This is a genomic window from Parabacteroides sp. AF17-3, assembly GCF_003635445.1.
Classification (GTDB): domain Bacteria; phylum Bacteroidota; class Bacteroidia; order Bacteroidales; family Tannerellaceae; genus Parabacteroides; species Parabacteroides goldsteinii.
The window spans coordinates 136586-155692 of record NZ_QTMM01000010.1 but is presented as its reverse complement, the minus strand read 5'-3'; the positions used below and the strand labels follow the sequence as shown (position 1 = coordinate 155692).

13 protein-coding genes are annotated in these 19107 nt (G+C 41.0%); 3 read left to right on the top strand and 10 right to left on the bottom strand.

The window, feature by feature from the left end; translation table 11 throughout:
- Positions 1-154: 154 nt before the first annotated feature.
- Positions 155-3178, bottom strand: a complete 3024-nt coding sequence (gene secDF, locus DWW91_RS14670; protein ID WP_122328155.1) for a protein translocase subunit SecDF — start codon at positions 3176-3178, stop codon at positions 155-157.
- A 169-nt stretch (positions 3179-3347) separates the two neighbouring features.
- Here secDF and DWW91_RS14665 point away from each other — a divergent pair, with 169 nt between their 5' ends.
- Positions 3348-4385: a DUF4468 domain-containing protein gene (locus tag DWW91_RS14665; RefSeq protein ID WP_122328154.1), complete on the top strand. Its 1038-nt coding sequence runs from the start codon at positions 3348-3350 to the stop codon at positions 4383-4385.
- The gene (locus DWW91_RS14660) at positions 4373-4945 is read left to right on the top strand and encodes a DUF4468 domain-containing protein (protein ID WP_010801889.1); all 573 of its coding nucleotides are present in this window, start codon (positions 4373-4375) and stop codon (positions 4943-4945) included. Before DWW91_RS14665 ends, DWW91_RS14660 begins: the two co-directional genes overlap by 13 nt.
- 58 nt (positions 4946-5003) lie before the next feature.
- Here DWW91_RS14660 and DWW91_RS14655 read toward each other — a convergent pair whose 3' ends face one another.
- The 3 genes from DWW91_RS14655 to DWW91_RS14645 are packed head-to-tail and all read right to left on the bottom strand — an operon-like array spanning position 5004 to position 7685.
- The gene (locus tag DWW91_RS14655) at positions 5004-6119 is read right to left on the bottom strand and encodes an endonuclease/exonuclease/phosphatase family protein (RefSeq protein ID WP_007655125.1); all 1116 of its coding nucleotides are present in this window, start codon (positions 6117-6119) and stop codon (positions 5004-5006) included.
- The gene (locus tag DWW91_RS14650; RefSeq protein ID WP_044245943.1) at positions 6116-6994 is read right to left on the bottom strand and encodes a rhomboid family intramembrane serine protease; all 879 of its coding nucleotides are present in this window, start codon (positions 6992-6994) and stop codon (positions 6116-6118) included. Before DWW91_RS14650 ends, DWW91_RS14655 begins: the two co-directional genes overlap by 4 nt.
- On the bottom strand, positions 6975-7685 hold the full coding sequence (locus DWW91_RS14645) for a rhomboid family intramembrane serine protease (RefSeq protein WP_007655129.1): 711 nt from the start codon (positions 7683-7685) through the stop codon (positions 6975-6977). Before DWW91_RS14645 ends, DWW91_RS14650 begins: the two co-directional genes overlap by 20 nt.
- Before the next feature lie 184 nt (positions 7686-7869).
- Between DWW91_RS14645 and DWW91_RS14640 the strand changes: the two genes are divergently transcribed.
- On the top strand, positions 7870-8142 hold the full coding sequence (locus tag DWW91_RS14640; protein ID WP_007655130.1) for an HU family DNA-binding protein: 273 nt from the start codon (positions 7870-7872) through the stop codon (positions 8140-8142).
- Between the two features lie 550 nt (positions 8143-8692).
- Here the strand turns inward: DWW91_RS14640 and DWW91_RS14635 are convergent.
- From DWW91_RS14635 to DWW91_RS14610, 6 genes are all read right to left on the bottom strand, one after another.
- Entirely contained in the window at positions 8693-9655 is a 963-nt protein-coding gene (locus DWW91_RS14635) for a FimB/Mfa2 family fimbrial subunit (RefSeq protein WP_010801886.1), read from the bottom strand.
- A 215-nt stretch (positions 9656-9870) separates the two neighbouring features.
- Positions 9871-11658 carry an Mfa1 family fimbria major subunit gene (locus tag DWW91_RS14630; protein WP_122328153.1) on the bottom strand — a complete coding sequence of 596 codons (1788 nt, stop codon included), beginning with the start codon at positions 11656-11658 and terminating at the stop codon, positions 9871-9873.
- A 37-nt stretch (positions 11659-11695) separates the two neighbouring features.
- Positions 11696-13204 (bottom strand): DUF3868 domain-containing protein, encoded by a 1509-nt coding sequence (locus tag DWW91_RS14625; protein ID WP_199722587.1) that lies wholly within the window; start codon positions 13202-13204, stop codon positions 11696-11698.
- A 7-nt stretch (positions 13205-13211) separates the two neighbouring features.
- Positions 13212-13778 (bottom strand): DUF3575 domain-containing protein, encoded by a 567-nt coding sequence (locus DWW91_RS14620; RefSeq protein WP_007655137.1) that lies wholly within the window; start codon positions 13776-13778, stop codon positions 13212-13214.
- An 11-nt stretch (positions 13779-13789) separates the two neighbouring features.
- Positions 13790-15625, bottom strand: a complete 1836-nt coding sequence (locus DWW91_RS14615) for a BACON domain-containing protein (RefSeq protein WP_199722586.1) — start codon at positions 15623-15625, stop codon at positions 13790-13792.
- A 26-nt stretch (positions 15626-15651) separates the two neighbouring features.
- On the bottom strand, positions 15652-18624 hold the full coding sequence (locus tag DWW91_RS14610) for a hypothetical protein (RefSeq protein WP_007655140.1): 2973 nt from the start codon (positions 18622-18624) through the stop codon (positions 15652-15654).
- Positions 18625-19107: the final 483 nt, after the last annotated feature.

Below are 19107 nucleotides of genomic sequence, written 5' to 3'. Positions count from 1 at the left end.
TTTGTCAGAATAAAACAATTGCAAGTGGCCTACAAGGTAGATATTTCCGTGCAACCGGACAATTTCGGCTATATGTTTAGAAGCATATTGTAAACAAGAAAAAAGGCCATCCCGCAATGAGATGGCCTTTTCATTATTTCATAAAAACTGTCTGTTACTTAGCAGCTTCGGCAGCTTTTTTGTTGATCTTTCTTTTCTGTATTTCGTATGCAATCGGAGTTGCAACGAACAGTGTAGAATATGTACCTACGATGATACCCAGCAGGATAGCGAACGTAAAGCTACGGATTGTGCTACCACCCAGGATAAAGATACAAAGTACTACAACCAATGTTGTCAATGATGTATTGAATGTACGAGACAACGTTGAGTTCAAAGCGTCATTGATCACCTGGTAACGATCGCGTTTCGGATACAGACCGATTGTTTCACGGATACGGTCGAATACAACCACGGTATCATTGATAGAGTAACCGATAATCGTCAGGATAGCCGCGATAAATGTCTGGTCGACTTCCATAGAGAACGGTAACACTTTCCATAATAAAGTATAGAAAGAGATGATACACAATGTTGTCACTGCTACTGAGGCAAATGCACCTACTGAGAACGACCAGTCACGGAAACGAAGCAGGATATAAGCTGCCATACAGAACATCGCGAAGATAACTGCCATGATAGCGCTGTTCTTGATGTCGTCGGCCATACTCGGTCCCACTTTCTGAGAACTCTGGATGTAAGTTGTTGTAAACTGATCCAATGTTGTTCCTTCCGGAAGCAGCGGTTTAACGCCTTCGAACAATAATGATTCGATTTCCTGGTCTACAGCAGGATCGGCATCGTCGATCTTATAGTTGGTAGAAACACGAACCTGATCCGGTGTACCGATCGTGATAACACTTACAGCACCATCCAGTTTTTCGTCCAGCATATTACGAACTTCATCCGTTTTTACATCCTGCGCAAAACGAACGATATAGTTACGTCCACCGGTGAAGTCGATACCGTTATTCAAACCGATCGTCATCATGGAGATCGCTCCCAAAAGAACGATACCGGCAGGAATCAGATAACCAGTCTTACGGGCACCCAGGAAGTTGATCTTCGGATTAGTCAACAGGTCTTTCGTGATAGATGTTACAAATGTTACATTCTTCAGTTTATCCTTAGCCAATAATGCTTCATAAACCATACGAGTCAGGAAGACCGCAGTAAGGAAAGAAGCAAACAGACCGATAATCATTGTAGTAGCGAAACCACGGATAGGACCTGTACCGAAGTAGAACAATACAACACCTGTAATGATAGATGTCAAGTTGGAGTCGAAGATAGCAGAGAACGCGTTACTGTAACCATCGGCAATAGCTTTGCTCAACGACTTACCGGCTCGAAGCTCTTCTTTTGTACGTTCATAGATCAACACGTTAGCATCGACTGCCATACCCAGTGTCAACACCATACCGGCGATACCCGGCAAAGTAAGTACAGCCTGGAAAGAAGCAAGGATACCCATCGTGAAGAAGATGTTCAATACCAATGCACCGTCTGCGATCAGACCCGGGATAATTCCGTAGAATGCACACATATAGATCATCAACAGGATCAATGCCAAAGCAAAGGAGATAACACCTGAGCTGATAGCTTCCTGACCCAGTGACGGACCGACAACATCTTCCTGTACGATATGTACTGAAGCAGCCATCTTACCTGATTTCAAGACGTTAGCTAAGTCCTTCGCTTCTTCCGGAGTGAAGTGACCTGTAATCTGAGAACGTCCTCCGGTAATTTCGTCATTTACGTTTGGAGCGGAATAAACCATATCATCCAGAACGATAGCGATAGCTTTACCGATATTCTCTTTTGTCAAACGAGCCCATGCCTTAGCACCTTCTGCGTTCATGGCCATACTAACCTGCTGTTCTGAACGGCCAGCCTGCTGTACGAAGTCTGCATTAGCATCAGTTACTACGTCACCACCTAAAGCAGGCGTTCCGTCACGGTTAGTAACCTTGATAGCATATAATTCGAAAAATTGTTCTTTTTCGTCGATAGCCTTAACACCCCATTTCAAAGACAGGTTACGAGGTAACACGTCTTTCACCTGTTTCATTGCCAGGTATTCGTTGATCTTAGGAATGTCTCTTACGTTAGCCACACCAACGGCAGCACCACGACCTAACTGGCCGTTATACTGATTGATCTGTAACAAGGCAAACAACGGATGCTGTTTTGCAAATTCTTCCATCGACTGGTTAGCCTGAGCTTCCGGTTTATCCTGAGCGATCTGCTGTAACAGAGAATCAGCTTCGCTAGTAGCGGCAGCATTATCTGTAACAGTTTCCGTAGCAGTTGTTTCAGTACCTTCGGCAGAAACAGTTTCTGTTTCAGTTACGGCTACTTCGTCGTTATGTTCTTTCAAAACAGTAGCCAGTACATTGTCGGCAGCAACCAACTGCTGGTAAACTTCCGGCAACTGATAAGTTTCCCAAAATTCCAGGTTTGCACTGCCCTGTAACAATTTACGAACACGTTCAGGTTCTTTTACACCCGGAAGTTCCACCAGGATACGTCCTGCTGTTTCCAAACGCTGGATGTTAGGAGATACCACACCGAAACGGTCGATACGGGTACGCAATACGTTGAATGAATTATCGATAGCACTCTTCAGTTCGTCTTTTAATACTGAAACGACCTGAGCATCTGTGCTCTGCGGAGTAATTTTATCTTTCAACTCAAATGTACTGAAAATAGCAGACAAACGTGCGCCATTATCCAGGTTCTTGTACTCTTCTGCAAACAAGTCAATAAAGTCTTTCTGACTGGTTGCCTGGCGAGCATAAGCTAAATCCAAAGCCTTGTTGAAGTTCTCATCCTGGTTATTATTTGAAAGCGAACGGATTACATCTGCCACATTCAATTCCAGAACGACGTTCATACCGCCTTTCAGGTCAAGTCCTAAACTAATTTCCATTTCACGGCATTGCTTAAGCGTATAGCCCAGCCACACCTTCTGAGTAGATAATGAGTCCAAATAAAGACTCTCTTTCGACGGATCCCCTCCCGCATACTCAGCGGCTTTATTGTTGTAATATCTTGTTACAAATGAGAACGATAGATAGAACAAACATACAAGCGTAAGTAACACCGCGAAGACCCTTACAAATCCTTTGTTTTGCATTTGAATCTTGAGTTTATGTTATTACATTATTTATTTTCGTTTTTTCACAGGGTGCAAATATAGGCTTTTTTTCTTTGTCAAATAGTAATTAGATTAATTATTTGTCACTCTCTTAGTTAATTTCAAGTACAAATATATATCTTTGCCAGTAAAAAAACACAGATTGACCATGAAACAGCTATTATTATTCCTTTTATTTATTCCTTCCCTGCTTATGGCACAGGAAGATCAAAAGTATTTAGCCGGTGCTATCCCTGAAGAAGGAGGCAAAGTCGTATTTACCAAAGAGATAAATATGCCGTCGCTTTCGAAAGGGCAGATTTACGATATCATGTACCAATGGGCCGAAAAGTTCTTCAGCGAAGAAGGACGCCGACTGGTCTATTCTGACAAGGACAAAGGCGATATTGCAGCAGTAGGTGAAGAATACCTGGTATTCCAAAGCACAGCTTTATCATTGGACCGCACACTGATGGATTACCGCGTAACCATCGAATGCGAAGACAATGCAGCTAAAATTAAACTGGCCGGCATCCGCTACGAATACAATGTATCCTATCAGCGTGAACCTGAAAAGTACACAGCAGAAGAATGGATCACAGACAAATATGCACTGAACAAAAAGAAAGATAAACTGAATCGCGGTAACGGCAAGTTCCGTCGTAAAACAGTTGATTTTGCGGAAAATATGTTCCAGAGTGCCGATGCCGCATTCGGTATCCAGCCGGCCGGTACGGTAACACCTGCTTATGCCCTTACCCCTACAACTCCGGTACAACAGCAGCAACAAACAGTCAGACCGGCAGCTCCTGCCCAGCAAATCGCACAGGCTCCCGTCGGCAACAATACAGAGGTATGCCAGGGTTTATCCGCTTTCGAACCGGATAAAATCCCGTCTACCCTATTGAATATGCTGCCGGATAGCAGAATGCAGGTAACACCGGCAGATAAAGAGAATCTGATCGAGAGATATGCCACCTGGAAAGAAATGGGCAAGATGTTCGGAAAGAATATCGCTTCTATTTCTATCAGCCCGGAAAGTGAAGTCTACAAAGCAGTCAAAGATAACGACATCTACACGATCACTTTCACCAAAAAAGATGATACGGAAACCTGGTTCATGATTCAGTGCGTTAAGCAGGGCGAGTCAAGCGAAGGACAACAGAAAATCGTTATTGGAGAGATACTTAACGTATGGATCAGATAAATACAAAGATGATAAAGAAAACAATATTACTGCTATTGCTGATATGTCCCGTGCTTGCTATGGCACAGGGACATAAAGGCAGTGTAGAGTCGTGTGCCCCGATGAAAGAGGGGAAGGTTTGCTACAGCGACGAAGTAGACGTTGAAGGCGTAAAGAAAGGCGAATTGTTTAAAGCGATCGACAAATGGGCCAAGAAGAATTATGGGAAAGATGTTTTCCTGTCGAGTGTCAATTCCAACAAATCGAAAGGAACGATATTTATCAACTCCAAGGTCGAACTACTTCTGAACGATACGGATAAAACAATCGTCAAGTACAAGATGAGAATCTATTGCCACGACGAGAAATATAATGTAGAGCTGACGGATATTTCATATCAATACGATCCGAACAACGAAAAGAAATATAAGACCTATCCGGCCGAAAACGTTATTGCCAACAATGGGAAAAGCAATACGATCGCATTGATCAAAGACCCATTACTTTTCTGTAATGCGACCTTCTTTTTTGCAGAAAATTTATTTGCCGATGTGTTTAGTGCAGCAGATAATGACGAGTAAAAAATAAACAGACTATATATATTAATGTAAGGGGATTCCGGCAAGGGGTTCCCTTATTTTATTCTTCCAGGCTCAGATAGCACCATAACGGATAGTGGTCAGAATACCGTACCTTATCAATAGTGCAGTTCATGGATTTCATATTCTTTGAATGCAATATATTATCGATGCGGAACCAGAACATATTCTGATTATAGGTTATTCCCATCCCCTGTCCGGATTCGGCAAACGAATCGACTAAAGGTCCCTGTACCGTACGATGTGCATATGAAATCGGCGTATCATTAAAGTCACCGCAAACCAGGATGTAATCACCTTTTGCCTTTGAGATTTCTTCTGCGACGGCATCTGCCTGCCGGGCACGTATCTTAAAAGCCGGGCCCAGTTTTTGTTCAAGCGCACCTTTAATCCCATCGAAAGTATCCGTGCCGATATTTTTTATAAAAGCAGTATAGCGGCTCCGGTCCTCCATCGTCAGTTTAAAAGATTCCAAATGATTATTGATCAAAGTCAGTTTCTTTCCATTCACATTCAACTCATGAATAGAAGAAGCATTGCTATCGCTTTTATATTTTATCTTCCGGCTGTTCGAGATCGGATATTTAGAAAAGACTGCTATCCCATAATCTGCATAACTAGTCTTATTTATAGGAATAACAGAACGATACGGATACATATCAAGTGCCTTATATACCTTCGAAGATGTCAGGTACTTGTCGGATTTACTCACGGCGTACTCCTGCAAACAGACAATATCGGCCCCCGAACCGGCAATATATTCGAGAATCTTATTAGGAGATTCCGTCGTATGGTTCAGGTAAGCAAAAGCCATTACATTATAAGTCAGCACCTTCAATACATTTTCTTTTGGAATATCTTTCGTCCGGCTATGATAAGGGAAATACTTTTTCACCGGTCCCCAGCAGATCAGGATAGAACATAATCCGATCAGCAGGAAACGCCATTCCCACAAAAACAGCCAATAGAGGATAAAACAAAGGTTCAGGACACATAAAATAGGGAAAACCAATCCCAGATAAGAAAAACTTAGGATAGTATCAGGAGAAACACGATCTGAATAAGCTGAAATAACAAACAGCACGACAATCAAAACATTGGCAAGAACGAACAATGATTTGAATAAAAGCTTCAGTGTTTTCAATCCTTCACTCATTTTTTACTTGCGTCAAATAATTGCCTTTTTTCATCGGCTGAAAGACTCTCATATCCGGAACGTTTCAATTTATCCAGAATAGCATCAAGGTCTGCCGATTCCCGGTGTTTACGGGCATTATATTCATAATCGGTTTCTGCACGTTTGTGCGTCACCTTCATTTTAGGTTTTCTCTTTCCGAGATTCACCACCCAATCCAACAGGCGATTCATCGGTGCCGTCAGGTCTTTCCCTTCCTTAATCCGCATGGCAAACCAGATACCGAATAATGCACCGCCAATATGGGCAATATGCCCACCGGCATTCTCGGAAGTAATAGCCAGCAGGTCGATCACAAAAGTGAAGAGTGCCAGATAGATCAACTTGATCCGTCCTATCAGGAACAGATTTATCTCCAGATCTTTCCGGTAGAACGATACGGCAAAAACTATTGCCATCACCGAAGCCGAAGCCCCCATCAGATAGCTTGAAGAAGCCACCGTCTGAAAATACGGAAAGATATTATAAGCAAGCATAAACAGTATTGCACCGGCAATACCTCCCAGCAGATACAATCCCCCCAACTGCCGTTCGCTGAAAAATGTCAGAAACAGCCCGCCAAACCAGTACAACCAAAGCATATTAAAAAGGATATGCAGGAAGTCGAAATGGGTGAACATATAAGTAATGACCGTCCACGGCCGGTACATCAGCAACTCCGGCGAAGAAGGCATCTGCAAATATTGCAAAAAGGATATTCCGGGGATATTAAAAAGGAGAAATATCACCCCCATCAACCGGATCAGGATGAAAAGCCCTACATTAATATATATAAGCTTTGCCAGTATATTTCCTGCCCGGAACGTATTCTTCAGATTAGTAAAAATACTTTCCATTGTCTGCATCTTTCTTTTTCCAGTAGCGAACCATAAAGAAGCCGAACAACATACCGCCTAAATGAGCGAAGTGTGCGACCGTGTCTCCACCAAAACTGGAAACACCCATAAATAGTTCAGCCAGACCGTAAAACACAACAAAATATTTAGCTTTAATAGGTATCGGAATAAACATCAGGAACAACGGCACATTCGGGAACAGCATGGCAAACGCCAACAGGATACCGAACACAGAACCGGAAGCCCCTATCGTGATCATCATATTCAACGAGGGATCCATACGAACCAGTTCAAACAACGTCAGACCATTCGCACTGGCAAAAGATTGCACCGAATAGGCCCATACCAGTTCCTGTACAATACCGGCACCGATACCTGTCACGAGATAGAAGGTAAGGAAACGTTTCGGTCCCCACACATTTTCTAGTACACGTCCAAACATATACACCCCGAACATATTAAAAAAGACATGTGCAAAAGAGTGCGTATCGTGCATGAACATATAAGTAACAAACTGAAACGGGTAGAAATCTTTCACACCCGGAAAGTGCAATCCCAATAGTTGCACCAAATCAATCCCTACTTTCGGCAACACCAGACTGGCTACCCAGAATAGCAGGTTGATAATGATAAGGTTTTTTGTAACGGGCGGTATACTATTCAAGAACCCGGAGCCATTTTGATTCATCATACATATATCAATTTGCGGGCAAAGGTAAATATATTTTGATTGTTTTTCCTTCAAATAGTACTAAAACATAGTAAATCAATAAAAAAAACAGATTTTTTCTTTGCAGAATATCAAATTAAAACTACATTTGAACCGACTTTCAGGCTATCACAGATTTGTTTAATATATTAATTATCAATCCATCATGAACAAAACAGAATTTATCACAGCTGTAGCGGAAAAATCCGGTTTAAGTAAGGCTGATGCCAAGAAAGCAGTAGATGCTTTTGTTGAAACAGTATCCGACGAAATGAAAGCAGGAGGAAAAATTGCTCTTCTAGGTTTCGGTTCATTCTCCGTAACTGAAAAAGCAGCCCGCAAAGGCGTTAACCCAAAGACAAAACAACCCATTGAAATCGCAGCTCGCAAAGCCATCAAATTTAAACCCGGCGCAGAGTTAAACGACAAGGTTCAGTAAGAAACGGAATATTTTCATATTCGAAGAGGTGTTGCAAAAGTGTCATTTGTCAGTTTTACAACACCTTCTTTATTCTTTCATTGTTGGAATGTTGTTTTATCATATATTGTGATACAGTATTCGCATATATTATGATACTGCATTCTCATATATTATGATATTCTTTTCGCATAATATATGATAAAATAATTCCAGAGAACATCACTGCCCCCTGGAACCCACACTAGTATTAATATTAAACTTACCTGATTACACAGGTTAGTATTGTTATTCCGAACAAAACATGATTACGGGACTTCGGTCCCGTTTCATCTATCACATTACAAAGATCCTGTTTTTCAATCAATTAACCGAACCTTTTCAGTTCTGATATCGCATCTTGATAAGCCCACAAGACTCTATTTCGACAACTACCCGGATATTTTTTTCATTCTCCGCAATTCAGGTGATTTATCAGCCTTCAAACACTATACCCAGCAACAAATCCAAAAACATATTACATTATTAGAACACTGGCAAGATGACGACACACTGCAAGGAGACTCTTTTATTAAATTTCTTCCGGTTGCAAATACCAGGTCCAGTCATTAATCTGGATCCGTAAGGCCAGCCAGGGATCTTTATCCGAAAAGAAAAAGACGATCTTATATTCACTCTCACGATCGAGATATTCCTGCGAAGAAAAATTATGACCTTCTATCTTTGTCATCACCAAGAAGTCAGTCAGGTTGATATTGAATACTTTATTACCTGTCGCCTTTTCTGTCACGACGAAGCGGGCATTACGATCCGCCAGAAAACGCATGGTATTTAATTCTATAATTCCTGCCGCCAGGTTCTTCTGTTCGATATGATACGGACGATAACTAATATTATCATCCTCCAGTAGTGAATTATCATGCGCAAGGTAACCGTTCGATTCGATGATCTCATACGTATAGGCATTTACATTCACTCCCCAGGAATCTTCGTTACTTCCCTGGAAAACGAACCGCACTTTATTGGTGTCTTTTATCAGGTTGACGACTTCTGTCTGATCGGTTGTACCGGTAAAATTGACTTTATTGATCTCACCATACCAGAGTGGTTCCAGCTCCTTATCGATAATAAGAGATTCTTCACGCTTCAAACGCAACTGAAGCTCCGTGATGGAAGAAACACCTTTTTCCAGAGAAGTCAGATCATACGAATCATGCGCTCCTGCCCATGCCATAAACTGATATTCTCCGATAGGCAAATTCACAGCCATCAGGTAACTGCTGGTTGCCAACGCGGCTCCTTCTTCCGCCTGCTTGAACAGGAACTTGCCGTCTTTATCAAAGACATAAAGCTCCACTTTATCTACCTGCGCATGAAATGCATCTGTAAATTCCATATTATAGTCATACTTAAATTTAACAAACAAACGGCATTCAGGCAGGTGTTCGTTAAAGCTGTCGCATGAGGACATTATCAGGGAACCGATAAAGAGGATCCACATGACAATGTGACGTAATAGGCTTTTTAGCTTCATATTTTTTCGTTTTCTAGTTATTCTATATAGGGAGGAAAAGACCCATCCGTTCTTTTCTCGTTATTTCCAATCCGGTGGACAGAACTATTTGCTCCGTCAAAATTAAATCCCGAAGTTTTATAAGTTTCCGGAAACTTTGTTGTTAAAAATGAAGTTGTGGGAAAATACTCCCACAACTTCTTCTATAAAAAAGATTTCAAATCGATTATTCGGATTTATAAATCAACACCTTGCTCGTACCAAGTCCAAGGATTGATACCAATCTCAATAGACATGTAGAATTCTTCTTCTTCATCTTTTTTACCTGGATCAGGCTCCTGAATAACCGGATACCCCGGATTCATGATAGATTTAATAGTAATATCATAAACGGAATTACGTACTACCCCGAATTCACCTAGCTTATTGTTTGTATCATTCGTATCGTTATCATGCTTAATCATAATGGTATAATAGCTATCTCCTCCTTTGTAATAAGAAATAGATCCATAAATATCAGCTCCGTTATCAATAACTTTTTGTTGATAAAATTTATTAGCAATAGATGTTACTCTCTCAGCATCATTAGCGCCTGGCAAAGCATCAAATTCATCTTTTGTAGGAAGAGTAACGGCAGTCACGCCCGAACCGGATTTCCCTGCTAAGTACGAAATATAAGTATTAAAGGTTGTAGTAAACGAAGTCGGGAAATTATCCGGGTCTTTATCTTCATATTTTGATGTCAATTCTGCTTCAATATATTTAATAACTAACTTATAAGAATAATAACCTTTACCTACTTTAATCCAGTCTTTTCCGGAAATAACGTTTCCGGAATCGTCCACATCCGTATCGCTATTGGCTGGTCCGTTATAGGTAGCACCGCCTGGAAGTTTTAATCCGGTAGGAACTACTGTAGCTTTCAATAACACATGCGTACTATAGGCCTGATAATTATCAGCCTCCTCCTGCGTATTCTCCAGACAATACAAAGCCGGTATCTTAGAGGCATTCGGATTGGTAGAAGGTCCGGCTGTTACTGCCGACCATGTCGGAACATTACTATGAGTATAATAAGTATAGTTATCCGTGTAAGGAGTAGTGCTTATATCCGTCATAGACGTTTTCTGACCTTCATAGTTCGGGTCTTTTCTATAAGAACCGAATTCCCAGATATCAAACGGAGATTCATAAGTATTACGAGGAGAGCCGTCACCTGCATTGGTAGTACCACCGCCTTCCATCCATGTTTCTGTTCTTTCAGACATCGGGAAATATTTCTTATTAGTCACGTTCAAAGCCCATCCTACAGTAGTGACATCAATACTATTCCCGGTATAGCTAGCATTCGCAAACAGACGAACTTTCGCAGCTACACGGTCGACAGTAACTTTCTGAGGGTTTAACTCCGCTTCACCCGAAGTCGGATAGGTAACCAGATCCAAATCTGTTACAGTAACCGAACCGGAATTAACAACGGTTGTCGGTTCCAACTGTCCTTTAGCATTCGTCATCATAAAGTAATCCTTACCTGCGCCAATAACCGAAGTTACATCAGTGTCAATAATCGCTTTGTTTATAGTAGCAAAATCAGTAGCCGTACCCGCTATTGTTTCAAAATCGGGAGACGGATTTAATACAACCAGAAAAGCTTTCGCAGTTTTCTTCACTTTGAATGCTTTTGTTGCAGTTCCGTTAGGCTGTCCCGGAGTACTGATCTCCGGATCTCCAGATCCCCATTCCTTTGTATCGACCACCCCCGGATTAGCACTAGCAGACAAATGGTTATCAAAAAAAACAACCATGATTTTATCCACTTTCGACTCATTTGTCGTACCATTTTCTTCATCCGGATTATGCAAAGCCTTAGTAGTTGTTCCAGCCTTAATGTTCAATGATACCCAAGCTTCTCCATCGGTATTGATAATACCGCCGCCGTCATCTCCACCATCCGGCAGATTTTCACTACACGCTGCAAACATAAAGGATGCAAGCGCAAACATAAAAAGATTCTTCTTTTTCATTTCACTCAATTTTAATTAGTAATTTTCACTCATTTATTTATCTAATTGTCTTCTCAATCTCAGCAATATTCGCCTTTTTCTTTGCCAATTCATCCAGATTATCTTTGGCTGCTTCCAGTCCTGAACCTGCGGCTGCTTTCAAATATTTTTCAGCTTGTTTATAGTCTCCTTTCAATAAAGCTACTACACCGCGTGAATTAATATATTCAGGTTCTTTTGAATCCACCTTATTCAGATAACGCTCGGCCGCAACCAGATCTTTACGCAAGATAGCTGCCGCTGCCGCATTCATATTGGCTATCTCATTTTCCGGGTACATCCGTACAGCCACTTCGAATACATCGACAAACTCCTGTGAGCCGGCCGGATAACTATTGGCAACCATGAACATTTCATTCAGGCTCAGGTTCTGCGGACGCGTTTTAATAACTTCCTTCGCTTCTTCCACATCAAAGTTCTTTACGTTAAAGTTGACTTTACAAACAGCAACACGCAGACGCGGATATACATTTCTCAGCAAATATTGATAAGGCATACCGCTCTGAAGCTGTTTCAACTTCGCTTTTCTCTCTGTTTCAAGCGGATAGTTATCAATGATAGCCAGCACCTCCTCCTTATAATCCATATCTCCGGCTTCCAGTGCTTTCACCAGACCGTCCCAGTTTTCACCCCCGAAAATGGTTTGATACTGATTCCTGCGGAAGTCATAACGGGAACCCAGATAGTCACGTAATGCCATCGCACGTCCTTCGGACAAACGCTTATTGTTAGCCAGCGAGCCTTCCGGAGAAGCATATCCTACAATATCCAGACTTTTAACTTCAACACTCGGATCCGACTTCAACTCATCGATCATCGTCCGTATCTTAGCCAGTTCCTGGGGATTATTCATATATTCAGGACGAATATCTACTTTATTCACCTCAAAATCCAGAAAACTTTCCACCTGTATATCACGGCGTTTAATTTCTTCGACTACCGGTTTAATAAAAGCCATATGCGGTACAATAGCGTAGGGTTCCGGTATATATTCCAGTGTTACTCTGTCTACAACCGGTTCCACTTTCATCAATAATGTCTCACCACAACCGCATTCATCTCGTTGAATATCCAGATGGGCGTCAGCCATCCATGATTCATAAGGAAGGATATAACGATATTGAATCGTTTCGCTTGTCGGCCTATGCACTCGCTTAACAATATAAGGTTTTTCATAACCGGCTTTCTCCGCCGCATTCATCAGAGAAAGCGAACGTTCGTAAACCCGATATTCATCTCTCCCTTTCATTGTTACTTCAGGCAGATTACAACTCTTTTCTGAAGAAACCAGCTGCGGGATAAGGTCCACACCACGAGTCGATTTGACTTTCACTTCATTCAGGACGATGTCCATATCTATATAAAGAGAGTCTCCCACCTGTTCCAGCCGTACGGGATTTACCGTAATACTTCCTTCAAAAGAGCGCGACTGTGCCTTTACCTGAAGAACATTCAGACAGGTAAAAGCCAGCAGGCATATAATGAATTGTATATTTCTTTTCATCATTCTTCTTTTATTTAATCAGATAAATAATTGACAAAGCAGCTTTCGTCGGGCCGAAATAGTTTCGTCCGGTATCTTTCAGTTTAGAGCCACACTCCGCACAAGGATATTTTTCATATTCTATACGTGCATATCCCAGACCGACAGACGCTTCTATACTCCAACGTTTTTTCAATATCCAGGAATGCCCGACCGAAATGCCGCCTCCATACAGATGTCCCTGATATCGGTTCTTTTGCATATTTTTGCTGAAAATACCCGGCAAGCCACCGACATTAAAGTCGGCATAATGTCCATGCAACCCTACGAACGTACGGTTGAAACTTTCGCAAAACCAGTAACGCACCTCCGGTTGTACGCCCCAGTGACGCAAGCGGCGGCCATTATCCGGTTTCCACGGGTTATAGTTGACAGGAATATCTAATGTCCATTTACGGGCCAGTCCAAATTCCAATCCCAAGTTCACCGTCGTCGTTGCATCATATAATAGATTGCTTTTGACTGCAATTTTCTGCGCTTTACTCTCGATGACCAGGCATCCGAGCATGAAGAACAGGAGTATAAAGGCTCTTTTCATCTATATTACTTTTAATTTACGGAAATACTGTTTCCTAACTGAGTTATATCTATTTTAATACGCTGTGTCGCCATGCCGGATGATGAATTATTATCAATAGTTGTCAAATACACAATTCCGTTTCGCGTATCTGTGCCCGGATTAGGCAAAACTTCTATAAATATTGCTCCGTCATCTACTGTGATATTATCCGTATCATTTCGTTCTTCACCGGAAGAAGGACGCAACTTTATCCAGTTTTTAGGACTATATACCGCATTATCTTCCACATAGCCAGACAAGCAAGTATAGTTTACCTTTCTATACTGAGGGTCCCTGTTTGTCGTCGGCATATATTGTATCGTCTCCCCTCCGGCATTAATAGCCTTTCTCTGATTAATATGGATCTGCTTCTCCAGATTTCCTAGCTTAAGTGTGATGTAAGCATTTTGTCTAAGTGCTGTACCCTCCTGATTAAACTGAAATTCATCATAAAACTGTAAATAATTCTTTACTTCCACATTTACGGGAGTTACATTGGGGTCCGAAGAACCAGCACCCGCAATAGAAATACCAAAAGGAGAAACCAATCTATATGCATAATCAGCCAAACTTCTTTCATCACTTATCTTATTCGAATTTGGAAAAATAGTCTTACAATCGGTTATTACCCTAAAAGCCTCATATTCGGCAGTTTCATTCGTATAAGCAAAAAAGACGGAATTACTTACGCCCAAATAATAATCATTATTGGCTATTATCTCATATGTATTACTATCATCGACCAGTACGCTATAATCAAGTGCCGTATTCGATGGCTTGGAAACTTTAGCATCGGCAACCGTATCAAATCCCGGCCCATGAACTTTGTTTATAGTAAACGTATATAACTTATTACGCACCAGATTCATCAAAGTCAGATTATCATCCACGATCGCTATTTTATAAAAATAATTACGCCCTTCATAAGTACCCTGAATAATAAAATAAGTATTATTAGATACAGGCGATTCATATAAATAAATCGGCTTGTCCGCCGTACTTTGACCGCCGGAAACAGCAGAGGTTGCGATTAAAGGAGACGAATAGCTCGCATCATAACGTAATTCAGTTAAACCTGAGGTATTGTAAACAGCACCATCGGATTTATGTAACTGTCCTTGACGCGGAACATTCACAATCGCCGTAATGCCTGTGAAATCGAAATTAGATGCAGCATTGACTATGGCTATTTTAGACACAACCCGGCTCAATAACAAAGAACTGCCATCTGTATTCTCTATTCTTGTCGAATTATTTATCTCATCAACCTCTAACAGGTAACTCATAGGAATTGTCTCGCCTTCGCCACTATAAGGAACAACCGACTGTGCAGGAATAGCCAACGGCTCAGTTAATAAGTTGGAACATGCCTCTGACAAAGTCGTTACACCAACTTTCAGATTAGCTGTAAAACTCTCAATTTCAAATTCATATCCCGAATCGGCATCTCCATAATAAAATTCACTCTGCGGATTCGCCAATATTAATAAATGATACTTCGTACCAGAAGGTTGCCTAGTAAGCAAAACATATCTCTTCCCTATAAGTTCAAAAGCCTGGACAGCTTCTACAAAAGTTGCAGAAGCTTCATTATTTCCTTTAAACACAAGTATCCAAGGAGTAATACCTACCGTGTTTTCATCATTCAAACCTTTGGTAACAGGAAGCTTATATGAAGCTACACGGGTAAAAATCTCAATTCTTATTTTATCATCAACTATTTCTTCCGGATCTTCCGATATCAGAACCTCATGTTCACAACTGGTCACAAATAACAGAATAGCTAAAAGAAACAGATAGTTTATATGTATTATAATTTTCCTCATTTCAATCCTTTCAAAAAACATAGTTGTCAACGGCTTCGGGAAAAGGTTTCATCCCTGACACAACGGGCTGATTCTGCAAAAGTCGGTAGTTGGTAATAGAGCCCCGGATTAGGCCACTTCCCCAAACTAATACTCCACACACTCTGAGGTGTATTCGCAGAATAAGGACCGATAGACGATGACTGGTAATAACCTGTCGAACCTGAAAATTCAACCTGTCCGGAAACAGAAGCCCGTCTCCCCGCTGAAGGGAAGAAAACCGAAGCATTCTCATTATCTTTATTATAAACTAAAATACCACGATAAGCAACCTGTGCATTATCAACAGATACCCCAAAAGAATACTCACTTTTTTTTATAACCGGAAGGCGGTCAAAATAGCCGTCTGCATAAAAACCGAAAGCAAAAGTGATGTGCCTTTTCGCTTCTTCCGTATCATTCGGATCCTGCCAAAAATTAGGTTCTCGATCTATTTTAATACCATTTTTTTCCGATGATCCGTCCCATCCTCCTATATTTTCCAATCGCGCAGCATCACCGGCCAATGGATTTTTGAAAAGCGACTGCCTCCATTCAGAATAAGCAATATCCTCCCCGTGGTCTACTGCGATTGTATCCTTTTGTTTTTCAAACACATCAACATATGCAGTACCGACCTTCACCCCATTCACATACTTAACCATATTAGGATACAGACCATTCCAGGAAATCCGGTCAGTATATCCATCACTGGGGCGATGATACCCCTCCGGACAAATCTCAAAAATATCTTTATAACCATAGTCATATATCGGATCAGCTGTTCCTGTTGCAGTATTCCATACTGGTAAAAATAGTCTACTGTTGGTCGTTAAAAACTGTAACGTCTTGTTCCAGTAAGACGCAATCACCGGATTAACCGGATGATAAGCCTGGCGAAAATACGGTTCCAAATGCGTACTGTCAGGAAGCCCCCACTGAAAGAAGGCACCAGCCTGACTGGGATATTTAACAAAAACTCCATTTTTATGACCGACCTGATAATTAGCAGCCTCACCACCATTTTTAAATTCAGGAGCGGTCAAGTTAAACGGTGAAAACATTCTGGCCGCATTGCGCGGCTGGCCTTGCAACTGCCCCGAGGTTATCGCATCCTCAGTGCCCGGCCTTAAAATATAATCCGGATCTTCTCCCTGCCGAATAAAGACGGAATCTTTATACGTCCAATATCCACCTCCCCAGATACCTCCATACCGTTCCACCAAAACCAGGGCATATCTCGGCTTGTCCCCGCTATGCGTCGAATTAAGGCCGATACGGAAATAAATACGTCCTCTACCTTCTACCATACGCCCACTTTCTCCCTTATATTCATTTGGAGTAACCGGATATTTCTCCGGGTTTCCGGGACTGTATGTTCCTATGCCCGGATCGAAGCTGGGAGTTGTACTTAGTACAACAAAATCTCCGTCGATAACGGTTGCTTTCCATGTTGTAAGTCCGTCATATTCCGGCAAGTCATTATTCCTTTCCTGCTGTCCGGTAACAACCCTTTCTCCGGTTTCATTTTTCCGGTAAAAAGCTCCGACATACCTTGTTCCTTCTGTAAAAGCATGACGTCCGCCATACTGACTGGTTTTCACTTCTATCTCTTTTTGCAATTTACCTCCGTATTCATCTTCAGCCGACAAAATGATCCGGTATATATTTTGCCCGGCGGCATTCTGCTCATCAAGCAGGATATCCATATAACCGGAACCTGATTCGGAAACTTTATCATAAGTATAAGAAAACCGAGAAGTTGCATAAGTAACTGTCGTTCCATTGTCCGTTACATCTATATCTTTCAACACCAAATCATTAAAAATACTTTCTGTTTCTGCCGTAACTGTACTCGTCCCAATAAAGACTTCAGGCAACACCTTCACTTCAGGCATATTCGACCAAAATGAAATCCGTGCCCCATTAAAATCGGTTATACTGACTTGTGTATGTGAAACATTCAGCTTTTTATTGCCGGATATAATCCAGTTTCCATCATATTCACTCCAATCCGAAGCTTTTACATTTACATGCAAAGCATCCCGGATAATACCCGTCAAATCAAGCTTACTATTCATCGGAAGACTATAATCTACCGGATTCGAATTTATCTCCAACTCACAGGAAGGATTATAATTAGTCCCCATATTAACAGTAAAAACGACAGCTTCCGATTTCTCTGATTTATCCACAGGCTCACTTGAAGGTAAAATAATCCGATTTATATTCTTTGCCCAGGTTATTCCCACAGCAGAAGGAGTTCCGTCTGAAAAATAACTTCCATTTTCACTTAATGTAAATTTACGTATGATACTCCTTCCGATACTTCCGCTATAATTAGCTGTCAAAGGGACTAAATCAGGTATATTGCTGAATACAACACCGGTAAAAACGGCTTCAAAATCATCTTCGGCTTCCAATACGACATCGACTCGTACTCCCAATCTGTTCAATGCCAGCTTCAAAAAAGATTGTTGCGTTCCATCACTCAATTCAATACCTCCTCCTTTTGGCAAAACAGTAACCTTCTTGATTTCCTGTATCATAGGGATGTCAAGATCAGAAGAAAAAGCACTTGCAGGATAAGCTATTTTATTTAAATCCCCATATTTTAAAACTCCGTTTAACTGATTAAGGACAGATGTACTAGTAGCCTCATTGGCGAGAAATACAAAATCATAAGTTCCCTGTTTTATTGAGTGCTTTATTATGTTATTGGTCCACTGCTCTTTCGTGTACAGAACATTTGACAGACAAATACCGGTTGCAGGATCAAATTCTATAATACGAAGGGTACTCACAATATGATCTTCGGCAGTCCCGTCATGTGTCACATTCAGAGGACCGATACCAGTAATTGACAAGAACTCCCCATTATTGTTTTCGCCGACAAAACTTTCATCCGCGCAAGCGAAAAAGGTAACCAGCAATAAACAATAAATTAATACTCTATATATTTTATATTCGCTTACAATCATTAATAACATTACTTTCTAAATCAGCATATACAAACTATCCCAAGTCATAACATTTCGTGCTTATCCGACTTTCGGTAGTATCCCAAAATCTTGCTACCAAATCAGCAAAACTCAAGCATCCATTATTATCTCAAAGAAAAAGAATCCTAATAGCACTCTTTCCTTCAATTACAAAGATCGTTGTTATCAAACAAATTACTATTCTATTGTTGTTTCTGATATTATGCGTTAACACCCCCCTTTACGACTCATTTCAAGAGTAAATCCAAATACGATTCCACTTTTTTGAAAATAATGATGATTATTTTCACTTCATTTTCAAAAAATGAAAAAATAAGCATACATACTGCACGATTTGTAAATATTACCAACAAATATGTAAACTCGGTTCCCTCTCTTTTGGAGGATATAGCAAAGGATAGACAAACTGCTAATTCAAAATATCCATACGCAGGTTTTTAGAAAATAATCATGTACCTTTGC